At 45.4% G+C, this 25,779-nt stretch carries 28 protein-coding genes; 23 read left to right on the top strand and 5 right to left on the bottom strand.

What is annotated here, in order from left to right; all coding sequences use genetic code 11:
• The first annotated feature begins 5 nt into the window (after positions 1-5).
• The 4 genes from BLQ53_RS06600 to BLQ53_RS06585 all read left to right on the top strand — a co-directional run bounded on the left by BLQ53_RS06600 (position 6) and on the right by BLQ53_RS06585 (position 4,060).
• On the top strand, positions 6-1,253 hold the full coding sequence (locus BLQ53_RS06600) for an ABC transporter substrate-binding protein (protein WP_093726504.1): 1,248 nt from the start codon (positions 6-8) through the stop codon (positions 1,251-1,253).
• Positions 1,254-1,324: 71 nt separating this feature from the next.
• The gene (locus BLQ53_RS06595; RefSeq protein ID WP_093726796.1) at positions 1,325-2,230 is read left to right on the top strand and encodes a carbohydrate ABC transporter permease; all 906 of its coding nucleotides are present in this window, start codon (positions 1,325-1,327) and stop codon (positions 2,228-2,230) included.
• Positions 2,230-3,060: a carbohydrate ABC transporter permease gene (locus BLQ53_RS06590; protein ID WP_093726503.1), complete on the top strand. Its 831-nt coding sequence runs from the start codon at positions 2,230-2,232 to the stop codon at positions 3,058-3,060. Before BLQ53_RS06595 ends, BLQ53_RS06590 begins: the two co-directional genes overlap by 1 nt.
• Before the next feature lie 220 nt (positions 3,061-3,280).
• On the top strand, positions 3,281-4,060 hold the full coding sequence (locus BLQ53_RS06585) for an AraC family transcriptional regulator (protein WP_093726795.1): 780 nt from the start codon (positions 3,281-3,283) through the stop codon (positions 4,058-4,060).
• A gap of 356 nt (positions 4,061-4,416) precedes the next feature.
• Here the strand turns inward: BLQ53_RS06585 and lexA are convergent, their stop codons facing one another.
• Positions 4,417-5,046, bottom strand: a complete 630-nt coding sequence (lexA, locus tag BLQ53_RS06580; RefSeq protein ID WP_093726502.1) for a transcriptional repressor LexA — start codon at positions 5,044-5,046, stop codon at positions 4,417-4,419.
• 284 nt (positions 5,047-5,330) lie between these two features.
• On the opposite strand from lexA, the gene BLQ53_RS06575 reads away from it, so the two are divergent.
• From BLQ53_RS06575 to BLQ53_RS06520, 12 genes are all read left to right on the top strand, one after another.
• The gene (locus BLQ53_RS06575; protein ID WP_093726501.1) at positions 5,331-5,990 is read left to right on the top strand and encodes a YneB family resolvase-like protein; all 660 of its coding nucleotides are present in this window, start codon (positions 5,331-5,333) and stop codon (positions 5,988-5,990) included.
• A 42-nt stretch (positions 5,991-6,032) separates the two neighbouring features.
• Positions 6,033-6,257 (top strand): DUF896 domain-containing protein, encoded by a 225-nt coding sequence (locus BLQ53_RS06570; protein WP_093726500.1) that lies wholly within the window; start codon positions 6,033-6,035, stop codon positions 6,255-6,257.
• 102 nt (positions 6,258-6,359) lie between these two features.
• Complete coding sequence (gene tkt / locus BLQ53_RS06565) at positions 6,360-8,387, top strand: transketolase (RefSeq protein WP_280137060.1); 2,028 nt, start codon at positions 6,360-6,362, stop codon at positions 8,385-8,387.
• A gap of 154 nt (positions 8,388-8,541) precedes the next feature.
• Positions 8,542-8,940 (top strand): sporulation inhibitor of replication protein SirA, encoded by a 399-nt coding sequence (gene sirA / locus BLQ53_RS06560; RefSeq protein ID WP_093726498.1) that lies wholly within the window; start codon positions 8,542-8,544, stop codon positions 8,938-8,940.
• Positions 8,941-8,983: 43 nt separating this feature from the next.
• The gene (locus tag BLQ53_RS06555) at positions 8,984-9,205 is read left to right on the top strand and encodes a YneF family protein (protein WP_093726497.1); all 222 of its coding nucleotides are present in this window, start codon (positions 8,984-8,986) and stop codon (positions 9,203-9,205) included.
• A gap of 312 nt (positions 9,206-9,517) precedes the next feature.
• Complete coding sequence (locus tag BLQ53_RS06550) at positions 9,518-10,279, top strand: nucleotidyltransferase domain-containing protein (RefSeq protein ID WP_093726496.1); 762 nt, start codon at positions 9,518-9,520, stop codon at positions 10,277-10,279.
• Between the two features lie 280 nt (positions 10,280-10,559).
• Entirely contained in the window at positions 10,560-10,973 is a 414-nt protein-coding gene (locus BLQ53_RS06545; protein ID WP_093726495.1) for a YndM family protein, read from the top strand.
• Positions 10,974-11,058: 85 nt separating this feature from the next.
• Complete coding sequence (locus tag BLQ53_RS06540) at positions 11,059-11,754, top strand: cytochrome c biogenesis CcdA family protein (protein ID WP_093726494.1); 696 nt, start codon at positions 11,059-11,061, stop codon at positions 11,752-11,754.
• A gap of 54 nt (positions 11,755-11,808) precedes the next feature.
• Positions 11,809-12,282 carry a Na(+)/H(+) antiporter subunit B gene (locus tag BLQ53_RS06535; protein ID WP_093726493.1) on the top strand — a complete coding sequence of 158 codons (474 nt, stop codon included), beginning with the start codon at positions 11,809-11,811 and terminating at the stop codon, positions 12,280-12,282.
• Positions 12,251-12,616, top strand: coding sequence for a response regulator (locus tag BLQ53_RS06530; RefSeq protein WP_093726492.1), 366 nt, complete (start codon positions 12,251-12,253; stop codon positions 12,614-12,616). The genes BLQ53_RS06535 and BLQ53_RS06530 overlap by 32 nt, the downstream gene beginning before the upstream one ends.
• A gap of 29 nt (positions 12,617-12,645) precedes the next feature.
• On the top strand, positions 12,646-13,119 hold the full coding sequence (locus tag BLQ53_RS06525) for a CcdC family protein (RefSeq protein WP_093726491.1): 474 nt from the start codon (positions 12,646-12,648) through the stop codon (positions 13,117-13,119).
• Positions 13,120-13,306: 187 nt separating this feature from the next.
• Positions 13,307-14,413 (top strand): ATP-binding protein, encoded by a 1,107-nt coding sequence (locus BLQ53_RS06520; protein ID WP_244499278.1) that lies wholly within the window; start codon positions 13,307-13,309, stop codon positions 14,411-14,413.
• 40 nt (positions 14,414-14,453) lie between these two features.
• On the opposite strand, the gene BLQ53_RS19300 is transcribed toward BLQ53_RS06520, so the two are convergent.
• Complete coding sequence (locus BLQ53_RS19300; protein WP_084160682.1) at positions 14,454-14,579, bottom strand: small acid-soluble spore protein P; 126 nt, start codon at positions 14,577-14,579, stop codon at positions 14,454-14,456.
• A 245-nt stretch (positions 14,580-14,824) separates the two neighbouring features.
• Here BLQ53_RS19300 and acnA point away from each other — a divergent pair, with 245 nt between their 5' ends.
• From acnA to BLQ53_RS06490, 5 genes are all read left to right on the top strand, one after another.
• The gene (gene acnA, locus BLQ53_RS06510) at positions 14,825-17,533 is read left to right on the top strand and encodes an aconitate hydratase AcnA (RefSeq protein ID WP_093726490.1); all 2,709 of its coding nucleotides are present in this window, start codon (positions 14,825-14,827) and stop codon (positions 17,531-17,533) included.
• A gap of 92 nt (positions 17,534-17,625) precedes the next feature.
• A complete protein-coding gene (locus tag BLQ53_RS06505; RefSeq protein ID WP_093726489.1) occupies positions 17,626-18,069 on the top strand; it encodes a TlpA family protein disulfide reductase in 444 nt (147 codons plus the stop codon).
• 65 nt (positions 18,070-18,134) lie between these two features.
• Positions 18,135-20,387 (top strand): AAA family ATPase, encoded by a 2,253-nt coding sequence (locus BLQ53_RS06500; RefSeq protein WP_342005100.1) that lies wholly within the window; start codon positions 18,135-18,137, stop codon positions 20,385-20,387.
• On the top strand, positions 20,384-20,803 hold the full coding sequence (locus tag BLQ53_RS06495; protein ID WP_093726488.1) for an acyl-CoA thioesterase: 420 nt from the start codon (positions 20,384-20,386) through the stop codon (positions 20,801-20,803). Before BLQ53_RS06500 ends, BLQ53_RS06495 begins: the two co-directional genes overlap by 4 nt.
• 3 nt (positions 20,804-20,806) lie before the next feature.
• The gene (locus BLQ53_RS06490; RefSeq protein WP_093726487.1) at positions 20,807-21,115 is read left to right on the top strand and encodes a hypothetical protein; all 309 of its coding nucleotides are present in this window, start codon (positions 20,807-20,809) and stop codon (positions 21,113-21,115) included.
• A 26-nt stretch (positions 21,116-21,141) separates the two neighbouring features.
• On the opposite strand, the gene yidD is transcribed toward BLQ53_RS06490, so the two are convergent.
• From yidD to plsY, 3 genes are all read right to left on the bottom strand, one after another.
• The gene (yidD, locus tag BLQ53_RS06485; RefSeq protein ID WP_093726486.1) at positions 21,142-21,390 is read right to left on the bottom strand and encodes a membrane protein insertion efficiency factor YidD; all 249 of its coding nucleotides are present in this window, start codon (positions 21,388-21,390) and stop codon (positions 21,142-21,144) included.
• A 4-nt stretch (positions 21,391-21,394) separates the two neighbouring features.
• Positions 21,395-22,327 carry a GTP cyclohydrolase FolE2 gene (gene folE2 / locus BLQ53_RS06480; RefSeq protein WP_093726485.1) on the bottom strand — a complete coding sequence of 311 codons (933 nt, stop codon included), beginning with the start codon at positions 22,325-22,327 and terminating at the stop codon, positions 21,395-21,397.
• A 107-nt stretch (positions 22,328-22,434) separates the two neighbouring features.
• Positions 22,435-23,037, bottom strand: coding sequence for a glycerol-3-phosphate 1-O-acyltransferase PlsY (gene plsY, locus BLQ53_RS06475; protein ID WP_093726484.1), 603 nt, complete (start codon positions 23,035-23,037; stop codon positions 22,435-22,437).
• Positions 23,038-23,192: 155 nt separating this feature from the next.
• Here plsY and BLQ53_RS06470 point away from each other — a divergent pair, with 155 nt between their 5' ends.
• Both BLQ53_RS06470 and BLQ53_RS06465 read left to right on the top strand, forming a co-directional pair.
• Positions 23,193-24,260 carry an ABC transporter ATP-binding protein gene (locus BLQ53_RS06470; protein WP_093726483.1) on the top strand — a complete coding sequence of 356 codons (1,068 nt, stop codon included), beginning with the start codon at positions 23,193-23,195 and terminating at the stop codon, positions 24,258-24,260.
• Positions 24,257-25,777 carry an ABC transporter permease/substrate-binding protein gene (locus BLQ53_RS06465; RefSeq protein WP_093726482.1) on the top strand — a complete coding sequence of 507 codons (1,521 nt, stop codon included), beginning with the start codon at positions 24,257-24,259 and terminating at the stop codon, positions 25,775-25,777. Before BLQ53_RS06470 ends, BLQ53_RS06465 begins: the two co-directional genes overlap by 4 nt.
• Positions 25,778-25,779 lie beyond the last annotated feature (2 nt).

Genomic DNA, 25,779 nt, shown 5'->3' with positions numbered 1-25,779 from the left:
ATATCATGAAAAAAAGAATGGTACTCATTGCACTTTCTTTATCTTTCACTTTTTTGCTTGCTGCTTGCGGAAATAATGCAAGCGGAGATGGAGAAGTCAAGCTAACGCTCATGTCAACAGCAACCAATCAGGAAGATCAAAAGATTTTTAAGGAAATCGTTGCGGATTTTGAAGAAGAAAATCCCAATATCGATATTGAAGATAGCTATCCAACCGATGGGTATGAAGAGATGGCGCGGGTTAAAATGGCGGCTGATGATATGCCGGATCTATTTGATACACATGGATGGGCGAAAACCCGTTATGCAGAATATACCGAGGATTTAAGTGACATGGAGTGGACAGCCAACTTGGATGAAGCTATGAAGAGCCTGTTAACGGACGATTCCGGAAAATTGCATGCTTTTCCTATCAATCAAGCACTGGATGGATTGACGTATAATAAGAACGTTCTTGATGAATACGGAGTGGAGCCGCCGGAAACATTTGATGAATTCATGAAAGCTCTGGAGACGATAAAAGAAAAGAGCAAAGGAGAGGTAATACCTTTTTGGCTCGGGGGATCAGACAAAAGCCAATTTGGGCAATATTTTGACCAGTTTGCCACTCCGCTTTTGATCACGTCACCATCAAACAGTCATGGTGATGCACTGCTCGATGGATCATTCGACTGGTCTTCCTATACCTTTTTACCGGAAAAGCTCAAGGAAATGAATGAGAAAGAGCTTCTCAATAAAGATGCAGTCACTGCACAAACCACACAGGCTGCAGAGCTGCTGGCCCAAAACAAAGTGGCTTTTACAATGATGAGCGGATCAATCGGACGTGAAGTCACGGCGCTCAATCCAGAGGTACAGATCGGTACGATGCCGGTGCCGGCCATTCATGAGGATGATCAGCCTAGCTGGATTGGCGGAGAGCGGTTCACTTTGGCTGTTTCGAAGAATTCAGAGCATAAGGAAGAAGCCAAGAAATTCATTGAATATATCGCGCAGCCAGAAGTAGCAAAGAAATTTGCAGAAGGTACCTCGCTCCCGGATGCCTTGACCAATGTAGATGCAGAAAATTATTTTGCGGATTTTTATTCGCAATATGAAGGTACCCGGATCGAACCGTACTTTGATCGAGCTTATTTGCCGAGCGGCATGTGGGATCCGATGGGAGCAACCGGGCAGGAGCTCGTATCTGGAGCTATGTCGCCTAAGCAAGTGTCTGAGAAGATGAGTGAAGAATATGAGCGCTTAGTAAAATGAATCAATGGCAACACAGGAGGAGCTTATTGCTCCTTTTGTTTAAATAAGAGGAGATGATGATAATGGCCAAAATGCTACCATCGGACGCAGAACCGAAGAGGTTGACGAAACGACGGAGGGAATCATCTCTTTGGTGGATGTATCTTCCGAGTGTCTTATTAGTCTTTCTTTTTATTATCTATCCATTTTTCGATGGCATCCGTATTTCCCTGACGAATTGGAATGGTTTCTCCCAGATTTACGATTATGTTGGGCTTGAGCAGTACAAGCGCATGTTTGCAGATCCCGACACTTGGCTAGTTGTGAAAAATACGCTGTTATACGGCATCGGCAGCGCCATTTTGCAGAATATCATCGGGCTCGGATACGCTTTATTGCTGAATCAAACGTTGAAAATCAGATCCCTGACTCGGACAATCATTTACTTGCCTGTCATTATCAGTCCGATCGTGATGGGCTATATTTGGTACTTTTTCTTCGCTTATCAGGGTGGTGCTCTGAATGATATTATTTCGTGGCTCGGAATGGAGCCGGTGAATGCACTGGGTAATCCTGATTTGAACCCTTTTATCATCGTTTTCGTTAATACATTTCAATTCGTCGGTGTTGCCATGATAATCTATCTTGCCGGTTTACAAAGTATCTCAAAAGATTATTATGAAGCAGCTAATATCGATGGCGCATCGAGTTGGTCCAAATTCAAGAATATTACGCTCCCGCTGCTGATGCCGGCAATCACAATCAACATCGTCATCAATATCATCGGTGGTTTGAAACTATTCGACGTCATCGTTTCCTTGACGAATGGGGGACCAGGCAATGCCTCTCAATCGATGTCCACATTCATGTATTCCCTTTACTTTGCTCGTCAGGATGCAGGCTATGCGGCTACACAAGGGGTTTTGATGGCAGTCATCATACTTGTTCTGAGCATGGCAGCCCTAATCTACTTTAAACGAAAAGAGGTTGAAGCGTGATGAACCAGATATCTAAGCGGGCAAAATGGCTTTCAACTGGTGCGGCATTGCTCATCACCCTTTGTCATGTGGTTCCTTACTATATTTTGATCACGACGTCCCTGAAGCGTGCAGGTGATTTTTCTTCGAAATGGCTGCTCCCGGATTACTTCAGCCTGGAGAACTTCACACTTGCCTGGGAAGAAGCCAATTTGTCAACTGCGTTCATGAATACATTCATTATCACAATAGCTGCAGCGGCTATGCTGATCATTTTCGGTTCTCTTGCTGCATATGCCTTGGCAAGACGCCAGACAAAACTGAACAAATATATCTATATGTTATTTGTGGCAGTAATGGTGATCCCGCCGCTTACTGCGCTTGTCCCTTTGTATCAGCTTGTCGTGGACGCTGGCTTGATGAATACACGACTTGTTGCCATATTGAACAATGTCGCGGCTTTCTTGCCATTGACCATTTTCCTGTATGCGGGTTTTATCCGTTCCACGATTCCGAAAGAATTAGAAGAAGCAGCCAGGATGGATGGGGCGAGCACGATTGGTGTATTCTTCCGGGTGGTTTTTCCGTTATTGAAGCCAATCACGGCGACCGTGCTGATTTTGTCTTGCGTATACATCTGGAATGATTACCAGTTTGCGATTTTCTTCCTGCAGGACTCCGATATGCACACGTTGACGGTTGCACTTTCAAGCTTTTTTGGTCAAAATACGAGCCAGTTGGGTCTTGTCGGAGCTGCGGCACTCATTGCATCTTTGCCGATGGTCATCTTATTTTTGCTCCTGCAGCGATTCTTTATCGAAGGATTAGCAGCTGGTAGTGTCAAAGGATAAACAGTAGTGGAAATGGAGTTGAAAAAACGACCAATTGTTATTCCGGTCGTTTTTTTGTGTACGCTGATTTAAACTGTAGGTTAAGGGGGAGATAATCATCCAAACAAGTCAAATAGATAAGACGAAAGGTTATGGTGTCTATGGCTTTCACTTCCAGGATGCGGAAATAGATGAAACAGCAAACATTTTCTTGCTCGGCAGAGATAAAAAAAAACCTGGTATGAGCTATGACTGGGATGGATTGAAAAGACAGGATATTGGCACGTATGTATTTCAGTACACGTTATCAGGAACAGGAAATCTTGAGATTGATGGAGAGTGTTATGCATTAAAAGCAGGGGAAGCATTTCTTGTTGAAATTCCGAGTAGACATCGTTATTACCTCTCAAAGGACAGTGACGGATGGGAATTCATCTTCATTACCTTAGTTGGCCGTAAAGCAATGGAGTGCTGGCGTTATATCAAAGAAAATAACGGACCCATACTGAAAATCTCTCCAGAATCAAAGCTGATTCAGCTATTGTTCGGAATATACCAGGATACGATCGAAAATAAAATTACAGATGGTTATCTAGCATCTGCCCGAGCTTATGAATATATCATGGAGTGTTATCGATTTGTAAGGGAGATGGAAAATCATAAGAAAGATCTTTCCGATCAAATTGCAAAAACCTTATCTTATATGCAGACGCATTATGCTGATCCCCTTACATTGAGTGACATCGCTGCAGCATCAGGTTATTCCAAATATTACTTAGTCAGGCATTTTCAAGAACAGCTCGATACAACACCGATCAAATACCTCACTAAAATAAGGATTCAAAAAGCTGTTGATTTGCTTATGACAACAAGATTATCCATCTCGGAGATTGCGGAAAGGGTAGGGTATTCAAACGCAAATTATTTTAATAAAGTATTTCGGAAAGCAGTCGGTATGGCTGCAGGAGAATTCAGGAAAAGAAAGAACCCAGCCAAGATTGACCATGTTATCACGGATTGATAAATTTCCCTTGCTTAAACGCACCGGAACCAAAAAGAAACCCAACACACAAAAGAGGAGCTTGCCGCATAGGCAAGCTCTTATCTCACTGTACTTAACGTTCTTTTAGATAATAATCGTCCATACTGTGTTGTTCCCTGCGGTAGCTCCTCGTATACCCGCATTTACATGAATCAGTAACACTATCAATCTTATGACGGCCTCGTATTTTGCACACAAGCTTGTAAAATAGCTTCACGATTCCACCTGCTTTCTAGCTTTTGGTAAAAGCATATTCTAATATACCCAAAAAATGTGTCGAAAGAAGGGGGAAAGTGTGTAAATTCTATGAAAAAAAATCGACCGAAGCCGATTTTTTATTGAATGGATCGATATAAACCGATTACTTTTCCAAGGATGCTAACATTATCCAGGATGATAGGTTCCATCGTGCTGTTCTCGGGCTGCAGGCGGATCTGATTCTCTTCCTTGAAGAACCGTTTCACCGTCGCTTCATTGTCCTCTGTCATCGCAACGACGATCTCACCGTTTTGAGCTGTCTGCTGCTGTTTGACGATGACCATGTCCCCATCCAGAATACCAGCTTCAATCATACTTTCCCCGACAATAACAAGAACGAAAATATTGTCATCCGGACCGACCAGGTGGCTTGGTACCGGTACATATTCTTCGATATTCTCTACGGCGGTGATTGGAATACCTGCCGTTACTTTCCCGATGACCGGCGCGTAATTTGCCTCGCCGCGGGGGATATCCGTCTGTTCTTCGCTATCTAATGATAGTACTTCGATGGCACGCGGTTTTGTAGGGTCGCGCCGAATCAGTCCCTTTTTTTCCAGTCTGGAAAGATGGCCATGTACCGTGGAGCTGGATGCCAGGCCGACTGCTTCCCCAATTTCCCTGACGGATGGCGGGTAGCCTTTATCGAGTACCTGCTCCTTTATGTATGCTAGAATCGCTTCCTGTCTTTTCGATAGTTTCATCATGTATCGAACACCCCGTGCATATATTTTTATTACATACAGTATACCATGATAGATTTCAATATACAAACATCCGTTCGAAAAAAACGCTTGACTAGAACCTATGTTCGTATATAATGGAATTAACAAATGAGAACGCACGTTCTTGAATACGGAGGGGTCAACCATGTTCAAAAAATTAGCGAAATCAGATCTATTCTATTATGTGCTTTTCGGCTTCACGCTTTTCTTCTTATACTTTACACTTATTATGAGTGTCTAATTAGCTGAAGTGAGAGGGTACATCAATGAAAGCAGTCATCTATTGCAGAGTCAGTACAGAAAAGGACGAGCAGGCAAGTTCCATTGAGCGGCAGCGTGAGGAGCTCATCAGCCTTGCTGCTTCTTCCAATATAGAGGTCATCGATATCATAGAAGAGAGACAGAGCGGTTATGAAATCGAACGGCCAGGTATCTTTCGCATGCTGGATCTTTTTACAGCAGGTGAAGCAGATTGCCTTCTAGTCCAGGATGAAACCAGGCTTGGCAGAGGGAATACCAAAATTGCTTTATTTCATCACTTGCAAAAGCTTGAGGTCAAAGTCTATACGCTCAGTCAGCGTGGCGAATTCCAGCTTTCTGAATCGGATGGTATGGTGCTCCAGATTGTCGGTATTGTCGAGGAGTATCAGAGGAAGATTCACAATATGAAGATAAAACGGGGCATGAGACGGGCGATTGAGGCGGGATATGATCCGGGTAAGAATTTGAGCAACCAGCAGGCCGCACCAGGCAGGGAAAGGATTGACTTTCCGATCCAAGAGGTGGTCAGACTGCGAAACAACAAGCTCACGTTCCAGGAAATCAGCTCTGTTCTTCGCGGTATGGGGTTCCGTGTATCGAAGGCAACCGTGCATAGAAGGTACCAGGAATATCTTTCGCTTGAATCGGAGGACATCAGCAGGTAACATAGTGTGTATGAACTTTAATGCTTAAAGGAGCATACACAAATGATATCCAAAGAAAAATTGGCGCGCATCAATGCGTTGGCACATAAAGCGAAAACAGAAGGACTTACCCTTGGCGAACAGAAGGAGCAGAAACAACTTAGACAGGAATATTTGAAGAATGTCCGCTCTTCGTTCAAGAATCAATTCAAGACTATGACGATTATTGATCCGGAAGGAAACGATGTTACACCGGATAAAGTGAAGAAAATGCGAGACGATAACTAAGAAGGGGAGGCTGGCTTCATGCTCAGCCATTCCCTTCTTTTTCTATGTATAAAACCTTGTCTATCCGACCATTTCGGTATAGGATGAACATGAGTACATAATTTGCTAGATGAAAGGGATGTTCACATGGTTCAGACAACAGAATTGCTTTCAATCAATACAATTCGTACGTTATCGATCGATGCAATCGAAGCAGCTAATTCCGGCCATCCAGGTATGCCGATGGGTGCTGCACCGATGGCGTATACGCTTTTCACCGATTTCATGGCTCACAATCCGAAGAATTCCCACTGGTTCAACCGGGATCGTTTCGTTTTGTCTGCCGGACATGGTTCCATGCTCTTGTATTCCCTCTTGCATTTATCTGGATACAAAGTATCCATCGATGATTTGAAATCATTCCGTCAATACGGCTCCCGTACACCAGGTCATCCGGAAGTCCATCATACGGATGGTGTCGAGGCAACAACTGGACCGCTTGGACAAGGTATCGCGATGGCGACCGGTATGGCAATGGCTGAAGCGCATCTTGCAGCGAAGTATAATAAAGAGGGCTTCCCGGTTGTGGATCACTACACATATGCCATTTGCGGTGATGGTGACTTGATGGAAGGTATTTCACATGAGACAGCATCACTTGCGGGCCATCTTGCCTTGGACAAGCTGATTGTCCTGTATGATTCAAATGATATCTCGCTCGATGGCGACCTTCATCACAGTTTCTCTGAGAATGTGGAAGACCGCTTCAAAGCATACGGCTGGCAAGTGATTCGTGTCGAGGAAGGCACGAATGTGGATGCAATTCGTGAAGCTATCAAAGAAGCGAAAGCGAATACAACACAGCCTACTTTGATTGAAGTGAAAACTGTCATTGGTTACGGTTCTCCGAACAAGTCAGCAAAAAGTGCTTCGCATGGTGCGCCGTTGGGTGTTGATGAAGTAAAACTTACGAAGGAATATTATAAGTGGGAACATGAAGATTTCCACGTTCCGGAAGAGGTTTATGCAGATTTTGAAGAGAAGGTAGTCAAAAATGGCGCCGAAGCTGAAAATGCCTGGAATGAGCTATTTGCGAAATATGAAGAAGCACATCCTGAGCTTGCAAGAGAACTGTCTGCTGTAATCAAAGGTGAACTCCCGGAAGGATGGGCGGATGCGCTTCCGACATACGAAGAAGGCAAGGATGCGACTGCCACTCGTTCTGCTTCCGGTAAAGTATTGAATGCAATTGCCGATACTGTGCCAGCTTTGTTTGGCGGAAGTGCCGACCTTGCTGGTTCCAACAAGACGCTCTTAGCAAAAGAAGAGAACTTCTCCAAAACCAACTACAGCGGCCGCAATATCTGGTTTGGTGTGCGTGAATTCGCGATGGGGGCTGCTTTGAATGGTATGGCGCTTCACGGCGGTCTGAAAGTATACGGCGGTACATTCTTCGTCTTCAGTGATTACTTGCGCCCGGCTATCCGTCTGTCCGCTTTGATGGGAACACCTGTGACATACGTATTGACTCATGATAGCATCGCTGTCGGGGAAGATGGCCCGACGCATGAACCGATCGAACAGCTGGCATCATTGCGTGCAATGCCTGGTTTGAGCGTTGTCCGTCCTGCTGATGGCAATGAAACACAGGCTGCATGGAGACTGGCAATTGAATCTGAAAAAGTTCCAACGGCGCTAGTTCTTACGCGTCAGGATCTTCCTACACTGCCATCGACGCAGCAAGCGGCGTATGAAGGCGTCAAGAAGGGTGCATACGTTGTCAGCCCAGCGCAAAAAGAAACAGCGGATGTATTGCTTCTTGCAAGCGGATCGGAAGTACAGCTCGCTGTACGTGCCCAAGCAGCGCTTCGTGAACAGAACATCGACGCTTCTGTCGTCAGCATGCCATCTTGGGATCGTTTCGAACTACAAGAGCAGTCCTATAAAGACAGTGTCCTGCCGCCAGCAGTGAAGAAACGTGTCGGTATCGAAATGGCTTCCCCGCTTGGCTGGGAAAGATATGTCGGCCTTGAAGGCAAGGTCATCGGCATTAACACATTCGGTGCGTCTGGCAACGGCGATAAATTGATCGAAGCATTCGGCTTCACGGTCGAAAATGTTATCGAACAAGTGAAATCCATAATGGATTAATGGAAATACCGGTCACGCTTGTGACCGGTATTTTCTTATCGACAATTTTCGAGGAAAGCTCTGCATCTTCGTGTCTCTTTGCTACAAGTTCCGAGGGATTAAGTAATGCTGTCTCGCGTATACTATTCTTTCAAAGGAGAAGGGGGACAAGTTTATGAAAGAGTACTTTGTCTATTGGGTGAAACATGAGATCTACTTCCGCTATTTTTATAAATCGGATATCCTCTATCGCTTTTTCCTCTCCAGCCAGATGGAGAAAACCGCTTATGTACAGGAGCAGCTGGACTATATTACAAATGATTTTCCTCCTAATGCATCACTGCAGCAAGCATTCCATCAGGATGAAAATGTCCACATTGAGGCTGATCAGCACTGCCTTCGTGTCACTTGCGACTCTTTGACGACAGCTGAAGAAACCATCTTTTCGGAACTGCGCCACTTCGATTCATCCTTTTTCATCATAGAACCTGCAGCCAACAACTGCGGCTGGATCGCACCAATCATAAAAAATGACCTGCAATCACGGGTTCATCTATTGTATTCTTCCTTTTGATTGTCTATACTAGATTAGAGATATTTTGAAGGAGGAAGCCAATATGAGTCCGATCTGGGTCGTACTTATAGCACTGGCTACATTGATTATCGGCGTAGCGCTTGGATTTTTCATCGCCAGAAGATACATGATGAACTATCTGAAGAAAAACCCGCCAATTAATGAACAGATGCTTCGTACAATGATGATGCAAATGGGTCAAAAACCATCACAAAAGAAAATCAACCAAATGATGCGCGCAATGAATAACCAACAAGGTAAATAAGCAATTATTTCTATATAGCTTTGACGTTTCACGTTGGCGATATGGCATTGCAAAAAAGGGATTTGATGGCTGCAATTGGTTTAATTAAATCCGGGAACCACTTTTTCTGTTGAGAGACTTAGCAGGGAGGGTGGTTTTTTTGTTGATGGAGGATCAATACATAGTTGGTTGGTGTGGCATATTAATTAATAGAGTGTGTAGTTTTCTAGGGGTAAATTGTTTAGTATTTCAGAGCAGATAATCAAACTGTCACTACATGTTTTAGAATTGGATAAAATATGACTATCTATTTGTTGAGTATAGGGAGGAAATATGAAACCCATCCATTACGAATGGCTTGATGAGAGAACGATCATCCTGGCTCCAACAGGCAGCTACGCTTATGGGACAAATACGGAAGAATCGGATAAGGATTATAAAGGTGTGTGCATTCCGCCTGTAAGCTACTACTTGGGTTTGGAATCATTCAATGAATACAATAATAGCGGCGGCAAGAACTTCAAGAATACTAAAGATGATGTTGATATTAACATTATACATATTACCAAGTTTGTAAAAGATGCCATGACTGGTGTACCAAATAACATCGAGATCCTGTTTTTAAGGAGAGAACAGTATTTGAAAGTGACTGCTTTAGGGCAGCGGTTAATTGATAATCGGCATCTGTTCCTTTCCAAAGCAATTCAAAAGAAGTTTGGAGGATACGCTAACGCGCAAATTCAACAGCTTAAGCAAAGGAACAAAAGTCGATCCGGCAGAATGGATTTAATCCAACAGTATGGATATGACACGAAATTCTTTATGCACAGCGTTAGGCTGCTGACTAGCGCTATTGAAATCCTGGAGACAGGAGATTTCAGTACATATAGGCCGAATCGAGGCTTATTGCTCGACTGCAGGAATGGCAAATACACATTTAGCGAAGCTGTAGAACTTGTAGCGTCGTTAGACATCGAACTTAAGAAGGCCGTGGAGCATTCCACATTGCCTGAGAAACCGGATTATCATGCGATCAATAAGCTCTTAGTTAGTATTAATACTGCGGCAATTGCGCAAAAGCACGATGAAAGATAAAACCAAAAGAAATCATCTGCACGTGGTTTTGATAATTCGAAGTGTGTTCCGTGCTCTCTGAGCTGCTTCAAAAGTTACATCCTTTAAAACTGGATTATCTATGTTTCCGTGGTAAGCGAAAGTATGCCGTGCTGGAAACGGAGGGGGACTATGCTTTTCTTTACTTAGCAGCTTTTTTTCATGCATGAAATTTGAAACAGCAGCCATACTAAAAAAAGAGTAGGTTTACTTCTTTGATAATCAAGGAATTGGAATATAAATAAAGAAGGAGTGATAAGAAATGAAACATGTGAAAGCACTTGTGATCAAATTCATCATGATTTTAGCTGTTTTATGGATTGTTTTCACCCTTATGTTCAATACGGAATTCAGTGATACGCTGCTTATGAGTGTAGTTTTGACGATAGCTGCTTATGTAATTGGTGACTTATTAATCCTGAGCAGGGCGGGTGACCGCAGTAAGCCAGATGGCGATTTTAAGAAGCGGAATACAATTGCTACGGTTAGTGATGCTATACTGACATTCATCGTTCTTTGGGCATTAGGAGAGGCATTACTGAATCCTGATGATAATGTTGTGTTGGCATCCTTGATCTCCACAGTTGTAATTGGAATAGGCGAGTGGTTCTTCCATCGTTATGTCAATAATCAAGTAATAGAGGACCATAATGCTCAAACTGTTGGCATGTCTTGAACTGTGCTATAGTGTAGAATAAGCTAATAGAAGGAATCCTGTGTCGCGGGGTTCCTTTTGCTTGTCGATTTCAGGAGGGACGCTCATGGAAGTAACAATACTGCTGGCGCTAACTGCTGGATTCCTTTCTTTTCTTTCACCTTGTGTACTGCCTCTTTATCCGGCATTTCTGTCTTATTTGGCAGGTGTCAATCCAGGCTCATCCGCTAAAAAATCGCATGCTTCGGGATGGTTTCTGCATACAATTTTCTTCCTTATTGGCTTTTCGTCGATCTTTTTACTGCTTGGCTACAGCGCACTAGCGTTATCTGGGTGGCTTTTTACATATCAATCATACATACGAGTAATTGGTGGAATAATTTTGATTCTAATGGGTGCAGTGCAGATAGGGTTGCTTGGAGGAAGATGGCAGACATCTAAAACCTTGCTTCGTTTTAAGAACAGGCCTCCTGGATATGCTGGTTCGTTCCTGATTGGACTTTCCTTCGCGATGGGGTGGACGCCTTGTACAGGTCCAATCTTAGCGGGCATCATGACTAGCGCTGCTCTGCAGCCGCTTGGAGCCGTCCCGCTTATGGCAGCTTATGTACTGGGCTTCAGTATTCCTTTCTTTTTCTGGGGATTCTTCGGATCTCGATTGCAGAGATTAAAAAGAACCGGGAAGATCCTGCATGAAATAAGTGGCTATTTCCTGATTCTTATCGGTATTTTGCTTTTATTCGATCTTACGACAAGGATAACCGCTTATCTTGCTGGTTTTTTCTCTTTTTACGGTTTTTAAATCGTGAAAAAAGCTGTGAAGTAGTTTAGAATATGTAGGGAAAGGGTGTCGATTGTGGAATTTTCACCGAATAATCTAATTTTCAAAACAACTACCGTGCTCATTTCTTTTTTATTGCTCGGGTTTTCGGTCTATCTGTTTTTTTCGGGCCACAATTCCCCGGGCGGTGGATTCATCGGAGGACTTGGAACTGCTGCTGCTTTAGTACTCATGTATATGGCATACGGTTTTAAGACGGTCAGCAAGATTCTGCCGATCAATTATCGTGTGCTGACGATTACTGGTGTGCTGATTGCCATCCTGAGCAGTGCTGGTTCATTCCTATTCGGACAGCCATTCCTGAGTCATACATTCACGTATATTCACTTACCTGTACTAGGGGAGCTGGAATTGGCTACCGCGACAATTTTTGATCTTGGGGTTTATCTTACAGTAGTCGGTATCGCCCTGACGATCATCTTGTCCATCGCACAAGATCGTTCAAGCAGTGAGGAGAATGCAAGTGGCAAAGATATTGATAGTAGATGATGCAAAATTTATGCGGAAGACGTTGCGGGGTCTGCTTACAGAGAACAGTCATGAGATTGTCGGAGAGGCTGCGGATGGATACGAGGCAGTCTCGCAGTTTCGCGACACGCATCCTGATATCGTGTTCATGGATATCACGATGCCGCATATGGATGGGCTTGCAGCTCTGAAGGAGATCATCGGCATTGATCCGGAAGCCAAAGTGATCATGTGCTCTGCAATGGGGCAGCAGCGCATTGTCATGCAGGCTATCGAACTTGGCGCAAAGGATTTCATTACGAAGCCTTTCGAAGATGCCCGCGTAATTGAAACAGTGGAGCGTATCCTCGCTTAAAGAAATGTAAATTGAAAGAAGGTAAGGGTATGACATTACCTGTTATCATCAGTACCATCCTGGTTGCATGTATGGGTCTGGCTGTTGCGATGATCCGGATGCGGGCTGCGGCCAGACCAGTGACAGCAAAGAAAATCATCCTGCCGCCGCTGTTCATGAGCACGGGAGCGCTGATGTTTCTTTTTCCAGTGTTCCGTGTACCATGGTTGGAGGTTTGGTATTCACTTGGTGCTGGAGTCATTTTCTCCAGTTTGCTGATCCTGACTTCCAACTTTGAAGTGCGGGACGGGGAGATTTTCTTAAAGCCCTCCAAGGCATTTGCCATCATACTCGTCGGGCTTGTGTTTGTGCGGGTATTGCTCAAGGTGGCAATCGGCCAAACGATTGAAATAGGGGAGATGGGCGGTGTCTTCTTCCTGCTGGCCTTCGGCATGATCGTTTCCTGGCGGATTGCGATGCTTTGGAAGTATAAACGGCTTGAGAGAAGCTTGCATGTCGCCTGATGGTTGTGGAAAGACTTTCTTCCAGTGAGAAAGTCTTTTTTCATATCGTGATTATGTCTATACAAGTTTTAGGAAAATCGTGGCACGAGCGTTTTGTTTTTTGCCTAATTGTAGTAACATACATTACAAAAGGACTTATACATACATAGATGCACGAACAAGGTCACAAAAAAGGGGGCGAAGGAGCTTGAACGAAGACGACTATAAGACAGAGAAAAAGAAACAAGCGGCTTCATTTGATTCGACAGGCTTTGAGGCACATTCTTTGGCTAAACTGCCAGCGCCGATGCTGCAATGGATCGATCAAAACGGTTTTGATATCGTGTTCGTCTGCAGCAATGATGGGGTGATCCAGTATACTTCCACGTCGGTTACACGGCTGCTGGGCTATCTACCAGAGGAAGTGTTCGGCACGTCTTCTTTGACTTATTTGGATCCATGTGACGTGGCTGTCCTGAAGAACAGGTTCCGATCAGCAACAGAATGGCCTCAGCGATTCCATTTCACTGCACTGGATAACAGGGGTAAGCATATATGGATGGAAGCCAGCATCTCACTCATAGAGGAGCAGGATGCCCCGTATTATATCGGAGTCGCCAAGGATGTCTCCGATAAAAAAGAAATCGAGGAAATGATGTTCCGATCGGAAAAAATGAGTGTGGCTGGACAGCTTGCGGCTGGAATCGCCCACGAGATCCGTAATCCGCTTACAAGTCTAAAAGGTTTCCTTCAGCTCATCCAGGCGGGTATCAGCCGCAAGGAAGAGTACTACAAGATCATGGTAGATGAAATAGAGAAAATCGAAACGATCACTTCGGAGCTTCTATTCATTTCAAAGCCAGTAGCGGAAAACAAAGAATCGGAAACGATTCATGAAATGCTGCAGGATGTTATTACACTTCTGTACTCACAGGCGCGTTTGCAGAATGTCCAAATCAATTTTATAAAAGGATCGAATAGCAGGCTGCTCTGTGACCGATCGCAAATCAAGCAACTCTTCATCAATCTCATCAAGAATGCACTTGAAGAAATGCCGAAGGGCGGTAAGATTGATATACGTCAGCGTCAAGTTGGCACAGAATGTATTGTGGATGTTGTTGATGAAGGTCCTGGTATCCCCGATGATGTGCTTGCCAAGCTCAAGGAGCCTTTCTTTACGACAAAGAAAGAAGGGACAGGCCTTGGTTTGATGATCTGTACGCAAATACTGGATAAGCATAACGGAGCGCTTGATATCCTTCGCAATGATACGAAGGGGAGTACCTTCCGGGTGTCCCTGCCAATTAGCTTATAATATTTATACATGGCCTCTTCTATAAGAGGCCATGTTTGTTTTACATGTCGTGAGAACTGTTGTGTTTTTGTCTGCTATGATTTTTGTTTTTTACTTTCTTCGACCCGCTCAGCGGCTCATTCACCTTCTCTGGGTGTTTTCGTTGTTTCCCTTTCTGATCTCCCATTTTCTCACCTCCATATTACCTATTATCCCTTGTGTATAAGGGCTTATTCGATTGTTAACAAAATCTATAGGTTGACTGCAAAATACGCTAGGATTCCCTATTTTACGCGTGTAATTTGCTCTTAATTAATTTACTTATGAATCGTTTTCATTTAGAATAAAAAGTGCAAATCAATGTTAGCTCGTGCTGTTCTATCATAAGATTGTGATAGAGCAGGCTAATTCACAAGGGGGTTTGTTCATACGATGGTGGGAAATAATTCATACAACGCAAAGAAACAGTTTGAATTAAACGGAAAGACGTACAATTACTATCAATTGAAAGCGCTTGAAGAGAAAGGGCTCGGAACAGTCTCTCGTTTGCCATTCTCTATCCGTGTACTGCTTGAATCGCTGATTCGTCAGCATGATGGCTTTGCAATCAAGGACGAGCATGTAGAAGGCTTAGCAAACTGGGGGAATGGGAACATCACGGATGTACCATTCAAGCCTTCCCGTGTTATCCTGCAGGACTTTACCGGTGTGCCGGCAGTCGTAGATCTTGCTTCCCTAAGAAAAGCGATGGTTGACCTAGGCGGGGATGCAGACCGGATCAATCCGGAAATCCCGGTTGATCTTGTCATCGACCACTCCGTACAGGTTGATAAGTATGGTACGCAAGACGCGCTGAAAGTGAACATGGAATTGGAATTTGAGCGAAACAAAGAACGTTATGAGTTTTTGAATTGGGCGCAAAAAGCATTCGATAATTACCGTGCTGTTCCGCCTGCGACTGGAATCGTCCACCAGGTTAACCTGGAATACTTAGCCAATGTTGTCCATGGTAACGAGGAAGCAGACGGTTCGTATACTGCTTATCCTGATACATTGGTTGGTACCGATTCCCATACGACGATGATCAACGGCCTTGGTGTCCTTGGCTGGGGTGTCGGCGGTATCGAAGCAGAAGCAAGCATGCTTGGACAACCATCTTACTTCCCGGCTCCAGATGTAATCGGAGTCAAATTCGTTGGTACGATGCCAGCAGGTTCCACTGCGACCGACTTGGCGCTGAAAGTGACACAGGTGCTCCGTCAAAAGAGCGTGGTCGGAAAATTCGTTGAATTCTTCGGTCCTGGACTTGCGGATATGCCGCTTGCAGACCGTGCGACAATCTCGAATATGGCGCCGGAATACGGGGCGACATGCGGTTTCTTCCCGATCGATGAAGAAACATTGAACTACATGCATTTGACAGGCAGAAGCAAAGAACAAATCGATCTTGTTGAGAAATATGCGAAGGAAAACGACTTCTGGTATTCTCCGGATGCCCGTGATCCTGAATATACGGAAATTGTGGAAATCGACCTTTCCGCGTTGGAGCCGAATCTTTCTGGTCCGAAGCGTCCGCAGGATTTGATCCCGCTTTCCGGCATGCAGAAATCATTCGTTAATTCCATTACAGCACCATCTGGCAACCAAGGATTTGGACTTGATAAGAGTGAATTCGATAAATCAGTTGATGTACATCATCCGGATGGCAAGACATCCACGATGAAAACAGGTGCTGTCGCAATTGCTGCGATTACTTCCTGTACGAATACATCAAACCCATACGTTATGCTTGGAGCTGGACTTCTTGCGAAGAATGCGGTTGAAAAAGGCCTGAACGTGCCTGCGTATGTGAAAACATCCCTTGCACCAGGTTCGAAAGTAGTAACGCGTTACTTGGATGATGCAGGTCTGACGCCTTATCTAGACCAATTAGGCTTTACACTTGTTGGTTATGGCTGTACGACATGTATCGGTAACTCTGGACCATTGTCTCCTGAAATCGAAGAAGCGATCTCTTCCAGCGATTTGACAGTGGCATCCGTACTTTCTGGTAACCGTAACTTCGAAGGCCGTATCCATCCGCTTGTGCGAGCGAACTATTTGGCTTCACCGCCGCTAGTCGTGGCTTACGCGCTTGCAGGTACAGTCGATATAGACTTGGATAATGATCCAATCGGAACGGATAAAGACGGAAATGCAGTCTATTTCAAAGACCTATGGCCATCTCCTAAAGAAATCCGGGATGCAGTCGCAGAAGTTGTTACACCGGAAATCTTCCGGAAGGAGTATGAGGATGTCTTCAATTCCAATGCCAAATGGAATGAAATTGATACAACTGACGAACCGCTTTACAAATGGGATGCGGATTCTACTTACATCCAGAATCCTACTTTCTTTGAGAACATCTCTGGAGGAAGCGGCACGGTGCAGCCTTTACAAGGATTGCGTGTAATCGGAAAATTTGGAGACTCCGTGACAACGGACCACATTTCTCCGGCAGGTGCAATTGCGAAAGATATGCCAGCAGGTAAATATTTGCAGGATAAAGGTGTAACTCCTCGCGAGTTCAACTCCTATGGTTCCCGCCGCGGTAACCACGAGGTCATGATGCGCGGTACATTCGCAAACATCCGTATCCGCAACCAGCTGGCACCAGGCACAGAGGGCGGTTATACAACTTACTGGCCGACGGATGAAGTGATGCCGATTTATGATGCAGCAATGAAATATCAAGCTGATCAGACTGGACTGGCTATCTTCGCCGGAGAAGACTATGGCATGGGAAGCTCTCGTGACTGGGCAGCTAAGGGGACGAACTTGCTTGGCATCAAGACTGTCATCGCACAGAGCTTTGAGCGGATCCACCGTTCCAACCTTGTCATGATGGGTGTGCTGCCATTGCAGTTCCAGCCAGGTGAGAGTGCGGAATCCCTTGGATTGACTGGACGTGAGAGCATCGATGTTGCAGTCGATGAGAATATTTCGCCACGCGATGTCGTCAAAGTAAAAGCAACTGCCGAAGATGGCAAAGTGACTGAATTCGAAGCTGTAGCGCGCTTCGATAGTGAAGTGGAAATCGATTATTACCGTCATGGCGGTATTTTGAACATGGTCCTTCGTGACAAATTGCAGCATGCATAAAGTATTTATAAGAAGCAGCCGAAATGGCTGCTTCTTTTTTTGGTTAGATTGACTCCTTTCCGCTTAAAATAAACGGCAAAGGGGGAATTTGTATGAAACAAGGACTAATCCTCTTGTGTGCTATTTTGTTCGTCTTCCCGGCCATCGTACGAGCCGATGCACTGGAGCTCGAATCGGTGGAAGCATTGATCGATGGTGCTGATGGGAAGCCTGTCGTGATAACGTATTGGGCTACATGGTGTGAAACGTGCCTATCGGATTTGTCCGAGCTGGAGGAGTTTCATGCTTCAGCTGGCGGTAAGGTCAGCGTATACAGTATCAATGCGACAAAAAGTGAACGAAGCGTGAAGCAAGTGAGGACCTTCATTGAGAAAAGCGGACTTCAAGTACCTGTCTATTTGGATATGAAGGGTGCTGTAGCACATCAATTCCGCCAAGTTTCGGTTCCATTCACGATACTGGTCGATAAATCCGGGAAAAAGCAGATCATTCCTGGACCAGTAACGAAGGAACAGCTAGATGCATGGATCGATTAAAGTCCCGCCAGTTCACCTGTTTAGCATTAATATGCTAAAATGATGGTAGAAAAGGGGGCATACTTGTGGCACAGACAGAGAAAACCCTGACCGAACAAGTGATTGCATGGAGTTCAATGGACACCTCACCGCCTCTATCGGAGATAGAGGCGTTACGTATGGCATCAAAGCTCGATTCTGGGGAAGAAGCCTTAAAACAAGGCTTGTATCGAATCATAGCTTTTTACCGGATCATGCGCGTGCAAAAGCAGGATCCAATCAGCAGACAGTTGCTGGCAGAATCGGAGCGGACACACCCAATTGTGCTTGAAATTGACCAATTTGCACAGGTAAATCAATATTATCAGGCATTGATGGACACAGATTTGCCAGCGTGGTCGGTAAGGGAAACAGATTTTGATCCTGCCAAACTAAAGAAGTCTCAAAGCTTGAACAGTCAGCTGAACGAAGTAATGAAAGCATATCCACGCAGATTGACTGGCGCAAGCAAATTAGCGGCAGCATACAACCGTTCTTATGAGGAACTGGAGGATTTGCTAGTCCTCTTAGAGCAGACCATCGAAACGATTGAAAACAGGAAGACAGGATCACCTGTCACTGCAATGAATGCGACTGTCTTGCAAATATTGAAGTCATTGGAAGCCGTGCAGGAAGCGCTGCCTGATGTATTAAGCCAGGCAAGTGAAAGCCGTCCGCTTGAAGCCCTGGATCAACTGATAGGTTTACAGGATGTGAAGACATATATTCATGATTATTACCATTATCTGCGCTATCAGCAGGAAAGGAAGCAATTTGGTTTCCAGATGGTGGATGAACCGGGTCTGAATATGGTCATCACCGGCAATCCCGGAACCGGGAAGACGACGATTGCACGTCTTTTGGCCAAGCTTTACCATCAGCTGGGGTTGTTGGAATCCGATCATGTCGTCGAGGTGAACCGCTCTCATCTGGTTGGTTCGTATCTTGGCCAAAGCGAAGAAAATACAACCAATTATGTGCGGCAGGCGATCGACGGCGTGTTGTTCATTGATGAAGCGTACAGTCTGAAAAGGGAAGGCCAAAGCGGAAATGATTATGGACAGGCAGTGATCGACACGCTTGTTTCCAGTATGACAAGCAGCGAATATGGCGGGAAATTTGCTGTTTTCCTGGCAGGCTATCCCGAGGAGACGCGTCAATTCCTGTTTGCCAATCCAGGACTGCGCAGCCGTATTCCAGATCAGAATTACATCGAGTTACCGGATTTTGAAACCGAGGAGCTTTTGCAGATTGCCGAAAATACGGCGCTTGCCAACGATTTTTTCTTCACTGAGGAAGCATTGCGCCTGGTTGAGGACAAAATCGAACAGGCTCGGGTCGATGAAACATTCGGAAATGCCCGCTCTGTCCGGGATATTGTATTGCGTATCATCTTCCAGAAGGGAGCCGATCGCAAATTGACGACGGAGTCATGGATCGATCATATGACATTATCTGCCCATGATGTCAAAGATCAAGATCGGAACGAAAAGGAATCAGAGCCATTGCAGCAGCTGGATAAATTGATTGGTTTGCCATCGATCAAGGAAGAGGTCAAAAAACTGTCTTCCTTCGTCCAAATCCAGCAGGCACGGAAACAAAAAGGTGCTCCGGCAGTCCCGATTCAGCTGCACGCTGTTTTTACCGGCAATCCGGGAACCGGTAAGACGACGATTGCCAAGATTTATGCCGAGATATTAAAAGAGCGCGGACTGCTGAAAAGGGGACATCTGGTTGTCGCATCAAGAAGTGATTTGGTTGCCGGTTATGTCGGTCAGACAGCGTCTAAGACGAAAACGGTCATCCGTGATGCACTGGGCGGTGTATTATTTATCGATGAAGCGTACAGTTTGTTCCGAGGCGCTCAAGATTTCGGTAAAGAAGCGATCGATACACTTGTGGATGAAATGACAAAACATAATGAAAATCTCGTTGTGGTACTGGCAGGATACCAAAAGGAAATGAAGCAGTTCATCGACAGCAATCCTGGACTTGCGTCACGCTTTAAGAAATATTTCATTTTCCCTGATTACAACAGTGAAGAGCTCGTCGCAATCTTTAAGCGCGCAATGGAAAATTATGCGTATACGCTATCAGAAGATGCGGAAGCTTTCCTAAGGGAACGACTAGAAACAGAATCTGTTTCCGGCAATGCCAGATTCGTCACGAATCTGCTCGACGAAGCAATCCAGTTCCAATCTCTTCGCCTTGTGGAAGATGAAGAACAGCTGGAAATGGATTATTTGAACAAGAAAGATATAGAGAATGCTTGGGATATGGTAAGGAGAAGTGCTTTATGAAGAAATCGACATCAGAAATAAATGTAAGATATGGCGAAACAGATCAAATGGGAGTCGTATATCATGCAAATTATCTTATTTGGTTTGAAATCGGCCGAACTGATTTTATCGAAACATTAGGTTTGCGTTATGCAGGTATGGAGGAAGATGGTTTCCTTTCCCCGGTTGTGGATGCCAAGCTGAACTTCCATTACCCCGTACGTTACGGGGAGAAGCCGGTTGTAGAAACATGGCTTCGTTCGTATGATGGTATCCGGACACAATATGGCTATGAAATCAAAAATGAAAATGGCAAACTATGCGTGTCCGGTACAACTACTCACACAGTTGTGAAAAAAGAAAACTTCCGCCCTGTTTCAATACGTCGGTCACTGCCCGAATGGCATGCTGCTTATTCGAAAGCGCTGGAAGCATAACAGATGGCATTCGGAATCAGACGCGGTGAATTGCAAAAATGGAAAGAGCAGGTCCGCCAAGGGGAAGTCGCCTTTTTGACCCATTATTGGCTGGATGCGCGGTTTCCGGAGGCAAAAACAGTGACGAAAGCAGGCTGTGCCGATCGGCAGAAGCTGGTAGAGTGGGGGGGACAGTATGGTCTCCAGGAAGCTTGGATTGATGAGCATGAGGATTTGCTGCATTTCGATCTGATCGGAGACTATCAGCTTCGTATACTTCAAGCAGAGCAGCAATGGGAGCAGTTAGAAAGATTTAACTTGCTTCCAAAATAAAAAGCAGTATCCCTTTTTTTGGGGGATTACTGCTTTTTTTCATGGTGATGATGTTCACACGTCGTGCCAGGTACAGGGTCGAATCCGCCCCGGTGAAACGGATGACATTTGGAAATGCGCTTGATGGTGAGCCAGCCGCCCTTCCACGCACCATACCGTTTTATTGCTTCCAGTCCGTATTGGGAGCATGTCGGATAAAAGCGGCAGGATGGCGGGGTCAGGGGACTGATAAAGCGCCGGTAAAAACGGATCAAGGCCAGGAATACCTTGTCCATCGGTTCATTCCTCTTCGTCGCGCTTGTCGTAGCTCAACGTCGCTACGGCATCGTGCAAATGGATCGATTCCTGGTTGCTACAGGAAACGGTGAATTTTTCGACATAATCCAGCTCATACAAATCAGCCGCCACAAGACGGACCATGTCTTCGACAAAGCGTGGATTCTCATAGGCAGTCTCGGTGACCATTTTTTCATCCGGTCGTTTCAGTACTGGATGGATACGGGCGCTTGCATTGCTTTCCGCCGCTTCGAGTAAGTCTTCTTTCCAATCACGTACATCTTCGTCAAATGCATCTGTCAGCTGTACTTCCATCGATACGATTCCACGCTGATTATGTGCGCTGTACTCGCTTATTTCCTTTGAGCAAGGGCAAAGTGTCGTAACTGTGCCAGAAAGTTTAGCGGTTGTTCGGAAGCCAGTTTGCTTGTCATAAGCCACTTCCAAAGTTGCATCCGCATGATTCAGTCCCGTCATGCCGGATGCAGGACCGCTTCGTTCGAAGAACCAAGGAAATGTCACCTTGACCCGTGCATCATCCTGCTTTAAGCGATTGGCAAGCTCTGCGACGAAGGTTTGCAAACTTTTCACAGAAACAGTAAAGCCATTTTTGTGATACAAATCCAACTGCTCTGTGAATCGGCTCATGTTAGTACCTTTGCTGTCCTGTTGGATGGAAGAGGTGAACTCGAACGTTCCAATCGTCGTCTGCATTGCTGGGCTGGTGTTGCTGATCACTTGGATCGGATGTTTGACATTCGCGATCCCGACCGCATCTATATGGAAAAGGAAATTCTTTTTCGTATTCTGCAAATCAGCCATATCGGCTTTGTTTTCTGGTTTTGTTTTCTTGCCTGGCGGCACAGATCCGAATAATTTATGACGTTCCGCCTTGGATGGCAGTTGTTTTCTAGTTGGTGTGTGTAGGTGTTGCATGTTTGTACTCCTTTCAAAGACGCATGACTAGCTTAAAGTATACCCGATGCAAAGCTCGAAATTCAATTGTCTGAACCGGGTAAGGTGAAATGAAAAAAACAATCCCGTTACTTGGAATTGTTTTTCACAAGGAAGGAAGCCTTTGGTTCCTCCCGTCTGATGATACGGACGATGTTCTGTCGGTGCTTATAAAGGATGAATACCGCCAAGAGTCCGAGTACGATGGATAATATGACATCCTGCGCAATGAAGATCGAGACGATGACACCGACAACACCTGCTGTCATGGAGGCAAGCGATACATATTTGCTGATGAGCAAAACGACGATGAAACTTGCCAGGATGATGACAAAAAGCAAGGCATTTACTCCCAGGATGATCCCGGCAGATGTCGCGACAGCTTTTCCTCCTTTGAAGCGGGCAAAGATCGGATAAACGTGTCCGATGACTGCGCCGAGTCCGATGACAAGCAGATATAAGTCGAACCCGAATAGAACGGGCAGTATGGTTGCGACGGTCCCTTTCAGGATGTCGGTAATCAGCACGATTGTCCCGGCTTTCTTACCGAGCGTCCGGAAAGTGTTCGTTGCGCCGAGATTTCCGCTCCCATGCTCCCTTACATCTATATTATAGCCTACCTTACCGACAATCAGGGCAGATGGAATCGAACCGATGATATAGGCGAGCAGGATGAATAACACGTACTCCATTTACATTCTCCTTTAACTGCTTAGGCGTTCCTGTTGCTTGCTAATCCATTTTAGCACGAAGTATCATGGAAGGGCATAACTTTTTACATACTATAAGATTAACATTCCGCAAGCAAGGGTAAAAAAATAGTTAGTACATAACTCGAGGTGAAGGTATGATTGAATTCAAAGGCGTACAAAAGACATACCCGGATGGTACAGAGGCTATCAAAAATTTTAATCTGAAAGTGCAGGAGGGGGAAATGCTCACGCTCATCGGACCAAGCGGCTGCGGCAAGACGACGACGATGAAAATGATCAACCGGCTTGTCGAGCCATCAGCAGGTGAGATATACATAGATGGTAAAGATTTGAAAGACTACAATATCCATGAGCTTCGATGGAATATTGGCTATGTCCTGCAGCAAATCGCATTATTCCCCCATATGACTGTCGAGGAAAACATCGCTGTCGTTCCGGAGATGAAAAAGTGGAAGAAGCAGCAAATTCGTGACCGTGCAAAGGAATTGATGCAAATGGTCGGGATGGAACCGTCCATCTATATGAAGAAGAAGCCTTCCGAATTATCCGGCGGTCAAGCGCAGCGTGTAGGAGTGATTCGAGCGCTCGCAGCCGATCCGCAGATTTTGCTGATGGACGAGCCGTTCAGCGCCTTGGATCCGATTAGCAGGGAGGGTTTGCAAAAGGACATCAGGAAATTACAGCAGCAAATCAAAAAGACGATTGTGTTTGTCACACATGATATCGATGAAGCGACAGCTTTAGGAGATCGTATCTGCCTGATGAACGCAGGGGAAATCATTCAAGTCGATACGCCGCAAAAATTAATACTCGAGCCGCGTAATTCCTTTGTTCGCAGTTTTATCGGTGATAAAAAATCACCCTGGCAGACTGCAGTTGATATCGTCGTTGCCCAAACCGTTTCCCATATTTTGACGCAGACTGATTTCGAAGCAGGCAATTTCGATCCGGAGCAAGCTTATATCCTGACAAGCGACGATGGACAAATACTTTGTGCTGTTGAGCATGGTAAGCAGAAGGATATCCTGACGATGTCGAACGATATGAATGTACTGGAAGCAGTTCGTGTTTTCGAAAAAGCTAAAGCCAGTATATTGCCAGTCGCAAAAGGTGATGAGTTGATAGGTACGGTTACACAGCAGGAGCTGTTGCATTATTTGGCTAGCAAAACGGAAGTCAAGAATGGGGTGGTGACCCAATGAACGAATTCCTGGATGTGTTCGAGCAGCGCAGTGATTCCTTATGGACGGCATTGGGTGAACATTTGCAAATATCGATTATAGCATTGCTGATCAGTATTGCCATTGCGGTACCACTTGGTCTTTTGCTGAGCAGATCCAAAAAGCTTGCCGAGCCGATCATCGCCGTAGCAGCAGTCTTGCAGACGATTCCCAGTCTTGCCATTCTGGCTTTCTTGATTCCGCTGATTGGCATCGGAACGAAGCCTGCAGTTACAGCACTCATCATTTATGCATTGCTGCCGATACTGCGCAATACATATACCGGTATCGCTGAAGTGGATCCGGCCTTGAAAGAAGCGGCCACAGGTATGGGAATGAACAGCTTTCGCCGCCTTCGCAAAGTCGAGCTGCCATTGGCGATGCCAGTCATCATGGCTGGTATTCGGACTGCCATGGTGATGATAGTCGGGACAACCACGATTGCCGCTTTGATTGGTGCCGGCGGACTCGGTGAACTGATACTGTTAGGTATCGACCGAGGAGGGGATGTGAATCTCATCTTGCTTGGTGCAATACCAGCTGCATTGCTCGCCATCTTGCTGGATTTTGTAATCCGGATTTTCGAGCGCACCAGCCGCAAGTTCGGTTTCAAGTCGTTGGCTGTCTTGCTTATAGTTGCTGTCATTGTTGTCGTGGCTCCCTTTGTGGTGGCGAAAGATGACCAGCCTGATTTGGTGATAGGCGGCAAGCTCAATGCCGAGCCGACGATTTTAATCAATATGTACAAAATGCTGATCGAGGATGAGACAGATTTACAGGTCGCATTGGAACCGAATTTAGGAAAGACAGATTTTCTTTTCGAAGCTTTAAAAAACGGCAGCATTGACATTTATCCGGAGTTCACCGGTACAGCTTTGGTGACATTATCAGGTGAACAAGCACAAAGCAATGACAGTCAGCAAGTGTATGAGCAAGCCAAAAAAAGTATGGCAGAAGCCTTCGACATGGCATATCTGGAGCCGATGGCGTACAATAATACGTATACACTTGCAGTGAAACGATCTTATGCCGAGGAGAACGATTTGCAGACGATTGCGGACCTTCGCAAAATGGATGATGACATGACCGCTGGCTTCACATTGGAATTCAGCGACCGGGAAGATGGTTATCTGGGTATCCAGGATGTGTATGGTGTTGAGTTCGGCGAGCTGAGGACACTGGATCCAGGTATCCGTCAGCAAGCGATAGAAGCAGACGATGTCGATGTCATCGATGCTTATTCGACGGACAGTTATATCAGGGATTTGGATCTTGTTACATTGGACGATCCGGAAAATCTGTTTCCACCGTACCAAGGCGCTCCGCTGATGCGTCAGGAAACGCTCGATGCGCACCCAGAGATTGCAGACATATTGAATCAGCTTGCGGGCAAGATAACAGATGAGCAGATGACAGAAATGAATTACCAAGTCGATTTCGAAGGGAAGCAGCCAGAGGATGTAGCAAGAGAGTTCCTCGAGCAGGAAGGTCTACTCTAAGG

This window comes from Terribacillus halophilus, from assembly GCF_900101385.1.
Taxonomy (GTDB): Bacteria; Bacillota; Bacilli; order Bacillales; family Amphibacillaceae; genus Terribacillus; species Terribacillus halophilus.
Note: the sequence above shows the minus strand (reverse complement) of the source record. Positions and strands in the feature narration are given on the sequence as shown.

What these genes read in the sequence shown, in the direction of transcription:
- BLQ53_RS06600 (WP_093726504.1), top strand. Translation starts at nt 6, where the DNA reads ATGAAAAAAAGAATGGTACTCATTGCACTTTCTTTATCTTTCACTTTT.
- BLQ53_RS06595 (WP_093726796.1), top strand. Translation starts at nt 1,325, where the DNA reads ATGCTACCATCGGACGCAGAACCGAAGAGGTTGACGAAACGACGGAGG.
- BLQ53_RS06590 (WP_093726503.1), top strand. Translation starts at nt 2,230, where the DNA reads ATGAACCAGATATCTAAGCGGGCAAAATGGCTTTCAACTGGTGCGGCA.
- BLQ53_RS06585 (WP_093726795.1), top strand. Translation starts at nt 3,281, where the DNA reads ATGAGCTATGACTGGGATGGATTGAAAAGACAGGATATTGGCACGTAT.
- lexA (WP_093726502.1), bottom strand. Translation starts at nt 5,046, where the DNA reads ATGATGAAACTATCGAAAAGACAGGAAGCGATTCTAGCATACATAAAG.
- BLQ53_RS06575 (WP_093726501.1), top strand. Translation starts at nt 5,331, where the DNA reads ATGAAAGCAGTCATCTATTGCAGAGTCAGTACAGAAAAGGACGAGCAG.
- BLQ53_RS06570 (WP_093726500.1), top strand. Translation starts at nt 6,033, where the DNA reads ATGATATCCAAAGAAAAATTGGCGCGCATCAATGCGTTGGCACATAAA.
- sirA (WP_093726498.1), top strand. Translation starts at nt 8,542, where the DNA reads ATGAAAGAGTACTTTGTCTATTGGGTGAAACATGAGATCTACTTCCGC.
- BLQ53_RS06555 (WP_093726497.1), top strand. Translation starts at nt 8,984, where the DNA reads ATGAGTCCGATCTGGGTCGTACTTATAGCACTGGCTACATTGATTATC.
- BLQ53_RS06550 (WP_093726496.1), top strand. Translation starts at nt 9,518, where the DNA reads ATGAAACCCATCCATTACGAATGGCTTGATGAGAGAACGATCATCCTG.
- BLQ53_RS06545 (WP_093726495.1), top strand. Translation starts at nt 10,560, where the DNA reads ATGAAACATGTGAAAGCACTTGTGATCAAATTCATCATGATTTTAGCT.
- BLQ53_RS06540 (WP_093726494.1), top strand. Translation starts at nt 11,059, where the DNA reads ATGGAAGTAACAATACTGCTGGCGCTAACTGCTGGATTCCTTTCTTTT.
- BLQ53_RS06530 (WP_093726492.1), top strand. Translation starts at nt 12,251, where the DNA reads ATGCAAGTGGCAAAGATATTGATAGTAGATGATGCAAAATTTATGCGG.
- BLQ53_RS06525 (WP_093726491.1), top strand. Translation starts at nt 12,646, where the DNA reads ATGACATTACCTGTTATCATCAGTACCATCCTGGTTGCATGTATGGGT.
- BLQ53_RS19300 (WP_084160682.1), bottom strand. Translation starts at nt 14,579, where the DNA reads ATGGGAGATCAGAAAGGGAAACAACGAAAACACCCAGAGAAGGTGAAT.
- acnA (WP_093726490.1), top strand. Translation starts at nt 14,825, where the DNA reads ATGGTGGGAAATAATTCATACAACGCAAAGAAACAGTTTGAATTAAAC.
- BLQ53_RS06505 (WP_093726489.1), top strand. Translation starts at nt 17,626, where the DNA reads ATGAAACAAGGACTAATCCTCTTGTGTGCTATTTTGTTCGTCTTCCCG.
- BLQ53_RS06495 (WP_093726488.1), top strand. Translation starts at nt 20,384, where the DNA reads ATGAAGAAATCGACATCAGAAATAAATGTAAGATATGGCGAAACAGAT.
- BLQ53_RS06490 (WP_093726487.1), top strand. Translation starts at nt 20,807, where the DNA reads ATGGCATTCGGAATCAGACGCGGTGAATTGCAAAAATGGAAAGAGCAG.
- yidD (WP_093726486.1), bottom strand. Translation starts at nt 21,390, where the DNA reads ATGGACAAGGTATTCCTGGCCTTGATCCGTTTTTACCGGCGCTTTATC.
- folE2 (WP_093726485.1), bottom strand. Translation starts at nt 22,327, where the DNA reads ATGCAACACCTACACACACCAACTAGAAAACAACTGCCATCCAAGGCG.
- plsY (WP_093726484.1), bottom strand. Translation starts at nt 23,037, where the DNA reads ATGGAGTACGTGTTATTCATCCTGCTCGCCTATATCATCGGTTCGATT.
- BLQ53_RS06470 (WP_093726483.1), top strand. Translation starts at nt 23,193, where the DNA reads ATGATTGAATTCAAAGGCGTACAAAAGACATACCCGGATGGTACAGAG.
- BLQ53_RS06465 (WP_093726482.1), top strand. Translation starts at nt 24,257, where the DNA reads ATGAACGAATTCCTGGATGTGTTCGAGCAGCGCAGTGATTCCTTATGG.